Annotated in this window: 16 protein-coding genes; 7 read left to right on the top strand and 9 right to left on the bottom strand. The window is 35.1% G+C overall.

All coding sequences use genetic code 11. From position 1 onward, the window contains the following. Positions 1–67 precede the first annotated feature (67 nt). From AC5YC8_RS11095 to znuB, 3 genes are read left to right on the top strand one after another with little or no spacing between them, the layout of a single operon-like run. Positions 68–565 carry a transcriptional repressor gene (locus AC5YC8_RS11095; protein ID WP_496118867.1) on the top strand — a complete coding sequence of 166 codons (498 nt, stop codon included), beginning with the start codon at positions 68–70 and terminating at the stop codon, positions 563–565. Next, positions 547–1,329 (top strand): zinc ABC transporter ATP-binding protein ZnuC, encoded by a 783-nt coding sequence (gene znuC, locus AC5YC8_RS11090; RefSeq protein ID WP_496164573.1) that lies wholly within the window; start codon positions 547–549, stop codon positions 1,327–1,329. The genes AC5YC8_RS11095 and znuC overlap by 19 nt, the downstream gene beginning before the upstream one ends. A 3-nt stretch (positions 1,330–1,332) precedes the next feature. Continuing rightward, positions 1,333–2,133, top strand: a complete 801-nt coding sequence (znuB, locus tag AC5YC8_RS11085) for a zinc ABC transporter permease subunit ZnuB (RefSeq protein WP_496118864.1) — start codon at positions 1,333–1,335, stop codon at positions 2,131–2,133. A gap of 242 nt (positions 2,134–2,375) precedes the next feature. Here the strand turns inward: znuB and AC5YC8_RS11080 are convergent, their stop codons facing one another. Further along, positions 2,376–2,996 carry a LysE family transporter gene (locus AC5YC8_RS11080; protein ID WP_496118862.1) on the bottom strand — a complete coding sequence of 207 codons (621 nt, stop codon included), beginning with the start codon at positions 2,994–2,996 and terminating at the stop codon, positions 2,376–2,378. A 162-nt stretch (positions 2,997–3,158) separates the two neighbouring features. Between AC5YC8_RS11080 and AC5YC8_RS11075 the strand changes: the two genes are divergently transcribed. Further along, a complete protein-coding gene (locus AC5YC8_RS11075; protein WP_496164571.1) occupies positions 3,159–4,076 on the top strand; it encodes a Dyp-type peroxidase in 918 nt (305 codons plus the stop codon). 50 nt (positions 4,077–4,126) lie between these two features. Here AC5YC8_RS11075 and AC5YC8_RS11070 read toward each other — a convergent pair whose 3' ends face one another. The 4 genes from AC5YC8_RS11070 to AC5YC8_RS11055 form a co-directional block, all read right to left on the bottom strand. Beyond that, on the bottom strand, positions 4,127–4,861 hold the full coding sequence (locus tag AC5YC8_RS11070; protein WP_496164570.1) for a nucleotide-binding protein: 735 nt from the start codon (positions 4,859–4,861) through the stop codon (positions 4,127–4,129). 21 nt (positions 4,862–4,882) lie between these two features. Further along, entirely contained in the window at positions 4,883–6,007 is a 1,125-nt protein-coding gene (locus AC5YC8_RS11065; protein ID WP_496164568.1) for a hypothetical protein, read from the bottom strand. 165 nt (positions 6,008–6,172) lie between these two features. Further along, the gene (locus AC5YC8_RS11060; RefSeq protein ID WP_496164567.1) at positions 6,173–6,466 is read right to left on the bottom strand and encodes a hypothetical protein; all 294 of its coding nucleotides are present in this window, start codon (positions 6,464–6,466) and stop codon (positions 6,173–6,175) included. A 181-nt stretch (positions 6,467–6,647) separates the two neighbouring features. Then, positions 6,648–8,348, bottom strand: a complete 1,701-nt coding sequence (locus AC5YC8_RS11055; RefSeq protein ID WP_496164566.1) for an NAD-dependent malic enzyme — start codon at positions 8,346–8,348, stop codon at positions 6,648–6,650. A gap of 635 nt (positions 8,349–8,983) precedes the next feature. On the opposite strand from AC5YC8_RS11055, the gene argS reads away from it, so the two are divergent. Both argS and AC5YC8_RS11045 read left to right on the top strand, forming a co-directional pair. Then, positions 8,984–10,774, top strand: a complete 1,791-nt coding sequence (argS, locus tag AC5YC8_RS11050; protein WP_496164565.1) for an arginine--tRNA ligase — start codon at positions 8,984–8,986, stop codon at positions 10,772–10,774. A 189-nt stretch (positions 10,775–10,963) separates the two neighbouring features. Further along, a complete protein-coding gene (locus AC5YC8_RS11045; RefSeq protein WP_496164564.1) occupies positions 10,964–11,560 on the top strand; it encodes an SPOR domain-containing protein in 597 nt (198 codons plus the stop codon). A 41-nt stretch (positions 11,561–11,601) separates the two neighbouring features. On the opposite strand, the gene AC5YC8_RS11040 is transcribed toward AC5YC8_RS11045, so the two are convergent. The 3 genes from AC5YC8_RS11040 to AC5YC8_RS11030 form a co-directional block, all read right to left on the bottom strand. Beyond that, positions 11,602–12,255 carry a glutathione S-transferase gene (locus AC5YC8_RS11040; protein WP_496164563.1) on the bottom strand — a complete coding sequence of 218 codons (654 nt, stop codon included), beginning with the start codon at positions 12,253–12,255 and terminating at the stop codon, positions 11,602–11,604. Positions 12,256–12,323: 68 nt separating this feature from the next. Beyond that, positions 12,324–12,722: an OsmC family protein gene (locus AC5YC8_RS11035; protein ID WP_496164562.1), complete on the bottom strand. Its 399-nt coding sequence runs from the start codon at positions 12,720–12,722 to the stop codon at positions 12,324–12,326. A 16-nt stretch (positions 12,723–12,738) separates the two neighbouring features. Further along, positions 12,739–13,686, bottom strand: a complete 948-nt coding sequence (locus tag AC5YC8_RS11030) for a pirin family protein (protein ID WP_496164561.1) — start codon at positions 13,684–13,686, stop codon at positions 12,739–12,741. A 380-nt stretch (positions 13,687–14,066) separates the two neighbouring features. Here AC5YC8_RS11030 and AC5YC8_RS11025 point away from each other — a divergent pair, with 380 nt between their 5' ends. Further along, positions 14,067–15,215: a GGDEF domain-containing protein gene (locus AC5YC8_RS11025; RefSeq protein ID WP_496164560.1), complete on the top strand. Its 1,149-nt coding sequence runs from the start codon at positions 14,067–14,069 to the stop codon at positions 15,213–15,215. 151 nt (positions 15,216–15,366) lie between these two features. On the opposite strand, the gene AC5YC8_RS11020 is transcribed toward AC5YC8_RS11025, so the two are convergent. Then, on the bottom strand, positions 15,367–16,041 hold the full coding sequence (locus tag AC5YC8_RS11020; RefSeq protein ID WP_496164559.1) for an HNH endonuclease: 675 nt from the start codon (positions 16,039–16,041) through the stop codon (positions 15,367–15,369). Positions 16,042–16,190 lie beyond the last annotated feature (149 nt).

Genomic DNA, 16,190 nt, shown 5'->3' with positions numbered 1-16,190 from the left:
TCGAAACTCCACTCACTTCATGTTAAAATTCAACGTATATTTTTTGCTCTAAATCTATGAGGTTGCTATGGGCTCATGTTCTCATGAACATCACGATACTTTACACGGCGTACATGGTCATCACAATATTGATCAACGTCTAGCAGATGCTGAAAGTCTTTGTGTTGCAACAGGAGCACGCCTCACACCCTTACGCAAACAAGTATTAGAACTCATACTTTCTGCGTCAGGTCCTGTTGGTGCCTATGACCTTTTAGCAAATTTAAAAAATGGTTCAGAACGCCCTGCTGCCCCACCTACCGTTTATCGGACTTTAGATTTTTTATTAGAAAAAGGGCTTATTCATCGCCTGACATCTATTAATGCCTATATTCCTTGCTGTCATCCTCGCGAAGGACATCAGGCTGCATTTTTAATTTGCACAGAATGTAAATCTGTTACAGAAGCTTCTGCTCAAGGTTTATTACAACAACTTGCGACCTTATCTGCTGCAGACAACTTTATAGCGCAGCATAGTATTATTGAAATCTCTGGAGTTTGTCATCAGTGCAGCCACAAGCAATAACTGAAAGTCCAGTCATTGAACTTAAAAATATTTTTGTTCATATAGATGATAGAGAAATTTTAAAAAATGTCGATTTCACACTATACGACCGTGAAATTGTCACGCTAATTGGACCCAATGGTGCAGGGAAATCTACGCTTATTAAGGTTTTACTTGGCATTGTGAAACCAAAATCAGGCAGTATTCACGCGAAATCGAATCTTAAATTTTCTTATGTACCCCAAAAATTCAATCCTTCCCATAGCTTACCTTTACGAGTAAAAGACTTACTCGATCTTGAAGTTTGCCCAAAAGATATTAAAGCGCAAATTATTCAAGACACAGGCATTTCAAAGCTAGAAAACTCAAGGGTTCAACAACTTTCAGGTGGTGAGCGTCAACGAGTGTTATTAGCACGCGCCTTACTCAGACAACCCAATGTTTTAGTTTTAGATGAACCCATGCAGGGTTTAGATATTCAGTCTGAAGCAGAACTTTATGATTATGTTCGTAGCCTTCCTGAAAAATACGGTTGCTCGATACTGATTGTTTCACATGATTTACAATGGGTTATGCAAGGTACACAACGTGTTGTATGCTTAAACAAACATATTTGCTGTAGTGGTTTACCTGAAAATATTCAGCAAGATCCAGCTTACCAAGCCATTTTCGGTACAAATCGTGTGTTCTATCAACATCACCATAACCATTGTGCTCATGGTGATACCGCGACCACGTGCGAACATGACTCACGCCCACACATTCACCCAGAACCGGAAGCTTAAGCCATGATGGAATGGTTACAACTGCTATTACCAGCATGGACAATGGGCACATTACTTGTGTTTTTAACTGCACCATTAGGCTGTCTAATGCTTTGGCGTCGCATGTCTTTTTTCGCAGATACTATGGCCCATGGAACATTATTAGGTGTTGCTGTTGCAGGTATTTTAAGTTTGCCTCTATGGGTTGGTGTTACATTTTTAGCATTATTATTGGTCGCTATTTTATGGGTACTACACGACCCACGACTCCCGAATGATGCACTTCTGGCACTCTGCTCAGCTACACTTTTATGCTCTGGTTTATTGCTCATTCAATATTTACCAACGCTACGCCCAGAATTATTAAGCTATTTATTTGGCGATCTTTTACAAATTTCTTGGGCAGACTTACCTGTATTTGCAATTGTTATTGCCGTTGCTCTCGCAGTTTTATATAAATACTGGACCGCACAAATTCAAATTGCAATAGATCCTGATATTGCAATGAGCGAAGGTGTAAATGCACATTGGCAGCGTCTAATCTTTATGCTTTTACTTGCATTATTTACAGTATTAGCTTTACGTGCAGTTGGCTCTTTACTGATGGGTGCATTACTTGTCATTCCAGCACTCACTGCTCGCCTACTCTCTCACTCTCCAAAGCAAATGGTCATTTGGGCATTTGTCATCGCACAAATTGGTGTAAGTGTTGGTTTATGGTCAAGCGCAGGTTTAGATATTTCAACAGGATTAAGCATTGTTTTAACGATGTCTATTCTTTTTGCCATAATATTTATTATTCAAAAAGTTAAAAGATTAATTTAAAAAAATAGTTTAAGTAAAAACCATCATTTTTGATGGTTTTTTTGGGATTAATTTTTAAATATCACACATAAAAAGAGACTCCATCACTTGGGGGAGCGAAGGAGTCTGAAAATGCAAAACTTGTGGAGTTGTTTATTGTCTACTTCTTATAATGAGAACTATATCACACTTATTTAAAATGTCAAATCTTTTTGCCTTTTTTTTAATCTCCATAAATAATACAACTAGAAACGCCTTAACATTTATTGATGTACAAAGCTCAATAGACTTGCCGCACATGTAAATAAAATAGCAAAGGTACGATTCATTATTTTTTGCTGTTTAGCAGATTTCAACATTCTTAATACTTTAGCAGCTAAACCTGTATAACCAGCCATAACAATCAAATCGATACTAATCATAGTCATAGTCATAATGACATATTGCAACCATTGCGGTTTTGATAAGTCCAAGAACTGAGGTAATACCGCCAATAAGAAAACTATTGCTTTGGGATTACTCATATTGACCAAGAAACCATATAAGACAAGTTGAGTACGCGACTTGTTTGGTAAATCATTTTGAATATCTATTGACTGAACTGGCGCATTCCACTGTAAATAGGCAAGATATAGCAAATAGGCAACACCAAACCACTTCACAATAAAAAATGCCCAAGGACTTGTGGCAAATAAAACCCCTACACCAGCAGCCACAACAGCAATTTGAACCAATAATGCCAGTTGCAACCCCAATACATTCCAATAACCATGACGAAAGCCATAATTCAATCCACTCGACATAGATGCAATAGCACCTGCACCCGGAGAAATACTAATTACCCAACATGCAAGCATGAAAGCAATCCACATTTGATAGGACATGATTGAACCGAATAAAATAAAATCAAGGCATTATAGAACTATTACACTTTTCATAGCTTTAAAATTCAATCATGAATTATTTGTTTTATACTATTCAGAGCTTTGCCCATCAGGCACAATAAGCCAAGTCTGCAAGAAAGATAAAATATTTAGGAGCCATGAATGACCGCCCAATCTGTAATTTTGCCATTACCATCAGATCATGCCCGTTTTATTGTTTTACGTTTAAAAGATTCAAGCATTTCAGAATTAAAAGAAAGTATTGAAAATTTAATTTCGACACGTGATCGCCTGATCAGCCAACATCCACATGCAGATATTAAAACCGCAGTCGCGTTTGGTCCTGAGCTTTGGGATCAACTTTATTCAAAACGACCTGAAGGCTTTAAACAATTAGCCCCTATTCATGGCTCATTTGAAATGCCTGTTATTCCTGCCGATGTCATTATTCACATTGCAGCACAACGTGCCGATTTATGTTTCACCTTGAGCCAATCATTCTTCGATGGCATTCAAAACAACGTTGAAGTATTAGATGAACGTGTTTGCTTCCGCCAATTTGATGGTCGAGATTTAACTGGTTTTATTGATGGTACTGAAAACCCACAATTCCCTGATGATCGAGCAGAAACGGCTTTACTTTCGGGTGAGAATGAATTTGCTGATGGTTCTTTTATTTTTGCGCAACGCTATGCTCATGATTTGGAAAAGTGGAAAAAACTAAAAGTTGATGCTCAAGAACATGTTATTGGTCGCACAAAACTAGAGAGCATTGAACTTGATGATGATATTCAACCTGAAAATTCACACGTTTCTCGTACCGTTGTAGAAGATGATGATGGAGAGGAAATGGCAATTTTACGTCATTCTCTTCCTTATGGTGATGGTAAAGGTGATCAAGGCTTATTCTTCATTGCCTACACCAACAATCTGTCGATTATAGACTCAATGCTTTTACGCATGTTTGGTACAAGTGGTGATGGTATTCACGACCGTCTTCTTCATTTTGTTACACCTAAAGATGGGGCTTATTATTTTGCCCCAAGTGAAAACTTACTAGAAACTATCTTAGAAAACTAATCCAAGACATAAAAAAACAGCACCTAATGTGCTGTTTTTTTATTCAAAATTTAGTGTTTCACATTAAAAACTTCATCTAATTGATCAAAAACAAAATGTTTATAAAGAGATAAACGTCTACGAATAATGGCACCAAAATAATTTAGATTTGCATCTACTTCGCTAAATATTAAATTTTGCTTATGCATAAGTTCAATATCTTGTAACAATGGTGCACCTTGCAGATTTTCTAATTCAACAATACCCAACACATTTGTTAATGCTTTAAATTGCGCATCATTTCTATAGCTTTTATCTACATCCCCATTAAATGAGTTTTCCCAAATCACAATTTTATTTTCAGGAAGAATCTCTGATAATTTTAATAGCTCTTTATAGCAATCATTAAAATCTACTGTTCCAGAAAGAGGAATATGGAATACGATATCTCGGTTATTTTCTTTGAACAAATTGAGAATATCACTACCCTTAATATAGCTAATAAAATTAATATGCGTACTTGCACCACTATCAATTAAAAAAGCACAGTCATTTAATAAAATTGTTTCAAATAAAGGATCGTAATAAGCCCGAGAATCAAAATTACCATTGAGCATTTTAAGTCCCAATTTATGTGCTTCTAGACCTTTAAATGCAACTAATCCATCATTAAGTGGATCTGCATCAAAACAAAATACTTTCATATATTCACGTAAATACTGAACCAATATTCTTGATATAAACGATTTACCAACACCACCTTTCGCTTGGGTCACGATGTGGATCGAATTTTTTGAGAGACTCATGTTTTATTCCTTATAAATTTTTTATTTATATTCATTAAAAATTTTCTGATAGGTATCTCTGATTCCATCAAAAGAGACTTCACTTTCTACATTTTCAATATGACTTTGAATTAAAGAAGCATCAACTTCTTGCTGATTATTAGATGTCAGTTTTTTTACAACATTATCAAATAACTTTAACTTATTCGTTTTATTTTTAGTGATATCACTGCTCTTATGAGTAGACTCTGGCTTAATCCCAAGATTATGAAGAATACCTTTTTCCAGTACAAGAATATCATTCAAAGAATCACTTTTTATTGTATGAGAAAAATCGCTATTTACCCCCGAGAAAAAGACAATTTCACCTTTATCACTCATTTTTTCAGCTTCAACTAAAATTTGAGTATCCGCCTGAGAAATAGTGGAAATTAACTCTTCAGGTTTAGAGACTCTATCTTCAATCACGAAAGATTGTTCATGAATTTTTTCTTCTAATCCTGATTTTTCTGCTCGCGGCTGCTCTTGTTTTAGTGGTTTTACTTCAGAATCAATGTCATCAGAAACATTGCTCGTTTGAAGAACTTTTTCAAGACCAATTAACTCTTGAACTTCATCTTTATTCGGAAATTCAGATGTCGCTTTGATATGAAGGCTATGGGCAAGAATATCCTCATGTTGAGATGAAACTTCTAAGTTCTGTAAAACAGTATCTTTTGAAATTTCTGTAGTCTCATTTAATACGACACTTCCTATATTACTAACTATCGCATCTTCTGAATGCTCTTCTTTTTGATCCAAATTTATTTTTTCTGAATTTATCTCTGATGAAAAATGGGCCTTTATTTCCTGTTGCTCTAAATCTGTTTTAACAAATTCACTGATCGAAAGACTATTCACATTTTCAATACTATTTGAAATAACAGTACTATCTAATGGCTGATTAACAAGGATATGATCATCTACAACTGTCTTTTCACCACCTGAAGTCACAGCTATTTGTTGAGCTACATTATGGTTATCTGCCTCTTGATCTATAGACTCTATAAATAATTCATCTTTCTCTAGAGCTGTTTTATTCGCTCTATCTTTTTTAGAAATTTCTACTGAATTTTGATTTAAAACAATAGATCTATACTGAATTTGATTTTGTTTCTTTTTAGACACTATATTTTGTGAATAGAGACCTGGCTTAACTGATGTCTTTTTTTCTGCCTCAAAATTTCCACTCGTAGAAACTAAAATTTGCGTAGCGTGCTTATCAAATTCAGTATCTACAGCTGAATGATTGCTTGGCTTTATTACCTCTTTCTCTTGCTGTTCTTCAGTTTTTCATTCGACAGGTTTTTCTGCTTTAACCACAGAACTTTCTTCCAAAGAAGCAGCCGTATGCTCTTTTAAAAATATATAAGCTTGCTCTTTGTTATTCGACGTATCAGAAGCTATTGGTTGTGAAATGCCAATAGGGTCTTTAGAAGCCCTATTATTACTTTCTCCTACTTCTAGAAAATCTCTTTGAAAATAGAAAATTCTCTTCATGAGTAAGACTTGAATTAGAATCGACACAACCATTAATACAATGATTAAAATCGATAAATAGATATAAATATTAAATTTTGATTCCATACTCATTATCTAACTCGATAATAGTAAATATTATTATTAATTTCTCATTGTATATGATAAACGGCATTTTTCAATCGCTTACAAATACAAAGAAGAACCCTTTTACAATCTTTTTATTGTTTATATATCATACAGATTAACAAAAAAAAAGGAGACTTTTCAATCTCCTTTTTTAAATTACTTAATATGTAACTCGTTTATATTCTCGATATTCTGGTTTCCAGAAATTATCTTCTATCGACTTACTCAATAATTCATCACTAATTAGTGGCGCAACACCAGCTGCCATGGCAGCTTTTGCAACTCTAAATGCAATAAACTTCGATACTTTTTGAATCTCATTCAAATCTGGTAGCAAATCTGCATCAATATCTTGCAATTTTGGAGAACAATCTGCCAAGGCATTACTCGATGCCATTAACATGCTTTCCGTTACTCGAGTCGCATTTACTGCCAACACCCCTAAACCAATACCAGGGAAAATGTAAGAGTTATTACATTGAGAGATATTAAATGTTTTACCTTCATATTGCACAGGTTCAAATGGGCTACCTGTTGCAATTAATGCACGGCCTTCTGTCCACTGAATAATATCTGATGGAAGTGCTTCAACACGTGATGTTGGATTAGACAATGGAAGAATAATAGGACGTTGACACTGTTGTGCAAGCGTTCTAATTACTTCTTCTGTGAATAATCCTGGCTGACCTGAAACACCAATCAAAACCGTTGGCTTGGCATTTTTAACGACATCCAATAGGCTAATAATTTCACCTGAAGATGCCCACGCCCCAACCTCTTCATAGTTTTGTGCCAACTTACTTTGGAAGTCGAGCAAATCGGGTTGTTTATGTGTTACCAAGCCAAAACGATCAACCATAAATACACGTTTACGTGCTTCCGCATCGGTTAAGCCTTCTGCTACCATCTGCGAAATAATTTGCTCCGCAATACCACAACCAGCAGAACCTGCACCCACAAAAGTAACAATTTGATCTTTTAATTTTTTGCCTGCAGCACGTGAAGCAGCGATTAAACTACCCACTGAAACTGCTGCTGTACCTTGAATATCATCATTAAAGCAACAAACTTTATCACGATATTTATTTAGTAAAGGCATTGCATTAACTTGAGCAAAGTCTTCAAATTGAATTAGAACATTAGGCCAACGGCGTTGAATGGCTGCAATAATTTCATCAACAAAATTGTAGTATTCTTCACCACGAATACGAGGATGCTTTAATCCCATATAAATAGGATCATTTAAAAGCTCTTCGTTATTTGTTCCGACATCAATCGTAATCGGTAAAGTATATGCAGGGCTAATACCACCACATGCGGTATATAGCGACAACTTACCAATTGGAATACCCATACCACCAATGCCTTGGTCACCTAAACCAAGAATACGCTCACCATCAGTGATAACGATAACTTTCACATTCTTTTTACTTACATTATGTAAAATTTCATCAATTTGCTGACGATCTGAATATGAAATAAATACACCACGATGACGACGATAAATGTCAGAAAAACGCTGACATGCCTCACCCACTGTTGGTGTATAAATAATAGGTAACATTTCACTTAAACGATTTTCAACTAAGTGATAGAACAATGTTTCGTTGGTATCTTGAATATTACGTAAATAGATGTGCTTATTAATAGCTTCATCAAATGCACTATATTGCTGATATGAGCGCTGACTTTGCTCTTCAATTGTTTCAACAACACGCGGGATTAGCCCGTTCAAATTAAATGTTGTACGCTCTTCGTCGCTAAATGCTGAGCCCTTATTCAAAAGGGGCAATTCTAAAAGGGTATTACCTGCATAGGGAATGTATAAAGGCTTTTTTGCTTTGGTTTGGTCTAATGTCATTTCCGATCTCATTGTGAGGGTCATCAAATGAAATAATCTGAGAAAATTTATTCCATCTATATTTACTTGCTATAGCTTAGCGTCATTTCACAAAAAAATGTCATTTAATTAATTGATAATAGTTTCCAAATGATTTAGCCAATAAATAAAAATAGATTTTTTATATAAAAACCTCTGTTTTACTCAAAAAACAGCTAAAAATATTTATTTTTTCATAAAAAAAAGGAATTTTTACCATTTTTTATATTTTAGTCATTTCATAATTTTTTCTATTTTTATTAAATTTGGCATTTCCCAAAGAAATACCCATTACGACTATCTGAATAGGAGTTTTGATATCTTATTTAGGTAGCATCTTCTATCAATCTAAATTACATAGCACATGAGTAAAAAATAATACCTCTCATCAAATACAATAAAAGTCGTTCACTTTTTATATATTTTCTATCCAATATCTCATCAAAACACCTGTTCATCTGACATCCGTATGCTTAACAATCTACTCAATTCATTAAAAATGCATCAAAAAGTAAAAAAATTATCGGACAATATTCATTCAATACAATTGCTTTTACCTAAAGAGCTCGAAATTTGCTATATTTACTATTTTTCTGCGACATCTTTTTCGACTGATTATGAATACGGCAATACAAGCAGCGCTCGATCATGCAGTGCAATCCCTTCAAGCTGAAGGTGTACTCCCATCTGAATGGAACAATACAAGCATTTTGACTCGTACTAAAGATCGAAGTCATGGCGATTTCGCATCTAATATTGCGATGATTGGTTCTAAAGCTGCTGGTATGAAACCACGAGATTTAGCTGAAAAAATTCTTGCAAACCTTCCTGAAGTTGCCGATATCAGCAAAGCAGAAATTGCAGGTCCTGGCTTTATCAACTTCTTTTTAAATGCAGATCAACGCTTCGCTGTTTTAGACCAAATTCAGGCACAAAAAAATCAATTCGGTCGTACACAAGCCAATGCTGAAAAACGCATTCAGGTTGAATTTGTTTCTGCAAACCCAACATCAAGCCTACACGTAGGTCATGGTCGTGGTGCTGCATACGGTATGACTGTTGCTAATTTACTTGAAGCAACAGGTGCAAAAGTTGACCGTGAATATTATGTCAATGATGCAGGGCGTCAAATGGACATCCTTGCAACATCGACGTACCTTCGCTATTTAGAACTTACAGGTCAAGAACTTGTATTCCCTAAAAATGCTTACCAAGGCGACTATGTAAAAGAAATCGCACAAAGCATTATTGATCAAGATGGCGACTTACACGTACGCCCTGTTGCAGATGTATATAAAGACGTTCCTGAAGATGTTCAATACGCTGCAGAGTTAGATGCTGAAGGCAACAAAGTTGTTCTGTCTGGCGACAAAGAAAAACACATTGATGGTCTAATTTTTAACTCACAAGCACTCATTGGCGAAGGCTACCGTGTTTTCCATCAAGCAGCTTTAAAAGCTATTATTGAAGATATTAAAGATGACCTTGGTGAGTTTGGCGTAACATTTAACCAATGGTTCAGTGAAGCAACATTAACTGAAAAAATTGAAGAAGCACTTCAAACGCTTGATCAACGTGGTTTCTTATATGAAAAAGATGGCAACATCTGGTTCAAATCGACTGAATTTGGCGATGAAAAAGACCGTGTTGTAAAACGTCGTAATGGTCAAACAACTTACTTCGCATCTGACATTGCATACCACTTAAACAAGCTTCAACGTGGTTATACAGATATTATCGATATTTGGGGTTCCGATCACCATGGCTACATTGCACGTGTAAAAGCTGCAATTGATGCAATGGGTTATGACTCTAAAAAACTCACTGTACTTTTAGTTCAGTTCGTTAGCTTATGGCGTGGCGGTGAGATGGTTCAAATGTCATCTCGTTCGGGTCAATATGTAACATTACGCGATCTTCGTAAAGAAGTTGGTAATGATGCTGCGCGCTTCTACTATGTAATGCGTAAATCTGAACAGCACATTGACTTTGACTTAGATCTTGCCGTTTCTCAAAGTAAAGATAATGCTGTGTATTACATTCAATATGCACACGCACGTATTTGCCGTATGTTAGAAAAAGCTGCATCTACAGGCGTTCAATTCTCTACTGAAAATGCACGTCAATTTGCTGCTAAATTAGAGCTTGAAACTGAAGCAGAAATTTTAGCTAAGCTTGCAGCTTATCCTGAAATCGTGACCCGTGCTGCAAATAGCCATGAACCACATCAAGTAGGCAATTACTTAAAAGAGCTTGCTGCATTATTCCATGGTTGGTACAACGAACATAAAGTACTCGGCGATGATGCTGAATTAACACAAGCGCGTTTATTGCTATCTGTAAACGTTCAGCAAGTACTTAAAAATGGTTTAGAGCTATTAGGTGTTTCTGCTCCTGAGAGCATGTAAGCAAAGCATTGCTTTCCATGAAAGATCATGTTTTTAACATGATCTTTCTTTTAAAAAAAAAGAGATTACAGGAAATACATTTTTCTGTAATATCAACAACTAAGCAAATTAAGAAAATGAATAAATCATCGCCTTGCTTAGTCCTGTGGCATAGGTTCTATCGTAATAAATAAGAATGAGGTTCCCCTCGTGTTTGGAAAAACTCAGCGTGGTGTATCAGAAAGACCCAACAAACCTAAAAAGCCACTAATTCCTTCTTGGCTAGGTACACTTGTGGTTATTTTAATTGTACTTTCTTTTGCTGTAGCACTTCTGTTGTGGAAGCCTTGGGAACCCGTGAAACCCAAAGACCAAGTTGCACCTCAACAAAACAACGAAGAAACCAATAAAGATTACCGCTTTTACGATCTATTGCCTCAACAGCAAGTTACCCCTATTCCTGAACAAGCTGTTCCTGAAACAAAGGATAAAAATCCTGTTGTCATTATTGAAGCACCATCAAATAATCAACCCGCTTCCGAAGCGACAGGATTAACGACTCAACAAGCCGTAGAAAAAGCAAACTATATCTTACAAGTACGTAGTTATAATGACCCCGATGCAGCAGATGCCCGCCGAGCTGAAATTATATTAAATGGCTTATCTGCCGATGTCATAAAAACCACTGAACGTGGTGAAATTTGGTATCGCGTTATTTCTGGTCCATACGACTCACAAGATGCAGCGCTAATTGCTCAACAAACCTTACAACACAGTGGTATCGACTCTATTGTAGTAAAGCGTTAAGTCTAAAAAAGGATGCATAAGCATCCTTTTTTCTTGGGTATTCATTTCTCTAAATTTTGTTCACGCATAATTGCTCTTAAATAAGCAGGTCTAACTTTAACCCGCTCAATAAAGGCATCAATATTGGGGTGATCTCCCCCTATCCGTTCCTGCATAGCAATTAAAGGAAAGCCCATCTGAACATCTGCAAAACTAAATGCATCACCTGCAAAATATTCATGCTGAGATAAATAGTCCTCTAAATATTGGATATGCTCCTGAATTCTTGGATTCACAAAACTCTTTTTAATTCCATCCACTATTTTTGTAGCAACAGGACGGATTAAAAACGGTACGCGATTTGGCACACTATTAATAACTAAAGTCATCACTAAGTACGGCATAAGCGAACCTTCCGCATAATGCATCCAATATTGATATTGCCTATATGCTGTTTTTTCTTGTGGCTTAAACTTTTGCTCAACATCAAATTCATCTTGCAAAAATTCTAAAATCATTGCAGATTCTGCAAGTGTTTCCTCATTGGTCGTCAGAATTGGGGCTTTTCCTAAAGGATGTATTTTCCTTAATTCAGGTGGTGCTGCACGTGATGCTAAACGCTTATAAAATTTAATTTTATATTCTAGTCCAAGCTCTTCCATAGCCCATAAAATACGAAATGAACGTGAATGTTCTAAGTGATGTACGATTAACATCTTTCCTCTCCTTTTTTGTTTTTATTTCCTTTAAAAAAAAGCACTTTCTCTCGAAAGTGCTTCTCAATTTACAGCAGTGTTGTTTTTATTTCCACCGATCGCAACAAAGTTTTAGTGACTGGTGTTTTTGAACAAATAGCCAAAATCTTTTGTTTTAGCTCATCATTAAGCTCATTTTTAAAACTTAATCGACGCTCAATCCATTCTTCACCGTCTTTGTTCGCTTTAAAGTCGGCTTCTACAACAAAATTTCCAAAATCTATACCTTTATGCTGCGCATACATTCTCAAGGTAATCATCGTACATGAAATTAAACTGGCACATAACAAATCATACGGCGCTAAACCTTGATCTTGCCCACCAAAAGACTCTTGCTTATCTGTAATAAGTTGGTGTTTACCACTCGTGATCTGTCCCGACCATGGTTGCGTTAAGGTCTGAACTATTGCATTTGCAATGATCGCCATATTTAACTTCCTTATACTATTTAGATGCTCGCATCTTTTCTGGGAATACAGGGGCTTCTAATCTTGAACCTTGATAATCTGGAATCGTACCAAAACGTACATCATGATTCATCCATTGTTCACGTGCATGTTTCAACTCTTCCTGAGTTCGACCAACAAAGTTCCACCACAATAAAATTGGCGATTCAAATGGCTCACCACCCAATAATAAAATACGTGAATCAGCATGTATTTGAATATCTATTTCACTTACACCAACATTTAATATCAGCATATTATCTTTAGTTAATTCATGCCCATTAACAGTTGCCGTCCCTTCTAATGCCATGAATCCATATTCAAATTTAGGATTCAACTTTAAGCGAGTTGTTGTCGGTGCCTTTGCCGCTAAGTCCACACCCAAAAGCTCTGTATGTACCGCAACTGGAGATGTAGTATTTAAAAATTCACCCACCAATATCGTAAATTCAACACCATCTTTTTCAACGACAGGCAACTCAGGATAATGATCAAAACGCGGTGCCATATTCATTTTATCATCAGGTAATGCAATCCAAAGCTGAGCCGCATGCATTTTCGTTTCGGTATCTGGTGCAACTTCAGTATGTGAAATACCATAACCTGCTGTCATTAAATTAACTTGTTTTGGACGAATTAACTGTTCTGAACCAACGCTATCGTTATGCAGCATTGTCCCTTCAATCATCCAAGTAAAAGTCTGTAAACCAATATGTGGATGTGGACCCACATCTAGACCATCACCAGCTGGAAAGCTAACTGGACCTGCATGGTCTAAAAAGCACCATGCACCAATCATTCTTTTATGACGACTTGGTAATGCACGTTTAATGATTGTGCCACGACCAATTTCTGCATCACGCAGTGGAATATCTTGAATAAACTGATTAATGAATTTTTCACAATCATCCGACTTTGAAAGTTCTGTATAGTTTGTATTTGTCATAAGCTTATTCCAAAGGTGATTGGCTCTCTTTTAATCAATAAAGAAACTACATAAGAATGAAATATTAGCCTTAATTTGAATAGACTCCCACCATTAAATTAGTATGCAGAATATTATTTATAGGACAATGCTTTCATTAAAACTGATTTTTCAAATTTTTAATTTATGAAATTTAAATACTTGGAGTGAGCCACACATTTCCACTAAAAAACAAAAACCAGCTCACTATTTAAGCTTAATATTTTACAAAAACTTACACTTGATCATTTTATATCGAGTTTATTTATTTCAAAAATTTACTATTTACAATTAATATACAATTATATAATGAACATATATTGATCGTTTTTTGCATATTTATATTTTTTTGGGGCAAATAAGTGATTTATCAAGAATATGAACAAGAATCTCGCTTATTAGTGCGACAAGCATTACGGACTATGCTTGCTCGAATTCCTAAACAATATGACCAAGAATACCTTGAATATCAAAAAGATCTTAAACTCAAATATTTATTACACATCAACTTAATTGCTCAAGTCGCTTATGCTTTATATAGTATTGCAGACTGGTTCGTAATTGCAGATGTAGGACTTACTACTGTTTTATATAAACTAGTTTATACATTATTTGCATCTTCTATAACCTTATATTTATATAAGTATTATCGAAAGGTTGAGATTTTTGACCTCATTTTGCCTTGTTCAATTATTGGTGCATCAGCGCTTTGGTTTTATCTAGTCAATTTATCAGATAGTCCCAATGTTCCTATTTATATTTATTCATCCATTGTCTTCATTGTTTTAGCAAACTTATGTATTCAGGTTCGCTTCACGCCTGCTCTTATTATTTCACTCTTGATTACCATCGTTAATCTAGTAGGTGCTTATTATGCAACAGAGAAGGTATTAGGACAGTTTATTCTATATTTACTCAGCTACACTCCTGTTTTAGTTTTCAGTTTAGTTATGAGTTGGGGCTCTACCTATAAATCTCGGAATATTTTTTTACATCACAAATTAGAAAGTTTTAACCGCCAAATTTTAGAGTTAATGGCACATACAGATATGCTGACTGGTATTGATAATCGTCGATATTTTGAGCGTAGAGCTAAAGCGACAATTATAGATAATTCAATCGATCAAAAACCTATGGCTCTACTCATTTTCGATGTCGATCATTTTAAATTGATTAATGACAATTATGGACATGATGTAGGAGATGCTGTATTAAAGAAAATTTCCGATGTTTGCAAAACCGTTTTACGTAATAGTGATTTGTTTGCACGCTATGGTGGTGAGGAATTTATTGCCCTACTTCCCAACACAAAAGAAGAAAATGCATATTTAATTGCTGAAAGATTGCGTCAAAAAATTGAACAAACACCTGTTATCGTTCCAAATATGGGACCTATTTACTACACAATTTCTGTAGGTATAACGATCATTGATTACCATAAAGATACCTTAGATGATGCAATTAAACATGCTGATATGGCGTTATATTCTGCAAAATCAGCAGGGCTGTAATTTGGTCATGAAAGCCAGTTAAGTAAATACTAAATTCATTAAAATTTCACTTTATTAATTACCACACTCTCAGAAAAAAATTCTTTGTTATTTAATTCATTTTCAATACATTTCTTCATGAATATCTAAGTTAAAAAATAACGAATAGACCCTATTTTTTTAATACCATATCCGCATGATATTCTAAATAAACTTTATGCTTCAAAGATAACTGAATACATAAAGATTTAGGTATATTAAAAAATGCTCTTTCTTCTTTTACTAATTTGTTAGAAACAATAATCTCACCACTGGGTCGAAAGGAAATAAATCCTCGATCAAACAGGCGATCATAATTAGGGGTTAGCAATAAACCATTATAGAAATCTAATCTCTCTAACTCCGTACTTACAGCCCAAGGTTTAATATGAGATGCTATAAGAAAGGAAGCATTATTCATTCCTGAAATAGCACAATGCGGATAAATATCAAAAAGACTTTTTCTAAATTTATTTTGGGTCAATCTAACCTTAATTAATTTTTCAGCTTCCGATGTAAACTTTTGATCATTTCTAAAAATAGTTTCATCTTTTAAATCATATTCTTTGAGATAATTCCCATAATGATTTAATGCAGATGAATACATATTATTACCAATTCGATTTCTTTCTTGGTAAATATCCAACCCATATATAGTTTGTTTAAGCGCTTCAAACTCAATGCTATTCTTTGGTAACTCATAACTTGGTAACCATTCTAAAATTCTATTCTTAATGACTAAATCATATTTAGAGGCTGTTGAACTAGACAACCTTTTCTCATCAACAAGCCATCGATAAAATCCCATAACTTTCTCTTATTATTAGACAATTTAAATATACATAAAAAAAGGACGCCTAAGCGTCCTTTTTTTATTGGAAGTTAAAGATATTCATTTTGAAATCCCTAACTGGCACAGGCATAGCCTTTGCCGTAAAACTGGCACGAAGCAGTGCT

This window comes from Acinetobacter sp. FY731, from assembly GCF_059515905.1.
Note: the sequence above shows the minus strand (reverse complement) of the source record. Positions and strands in the feature narration are given on the sequence as shown.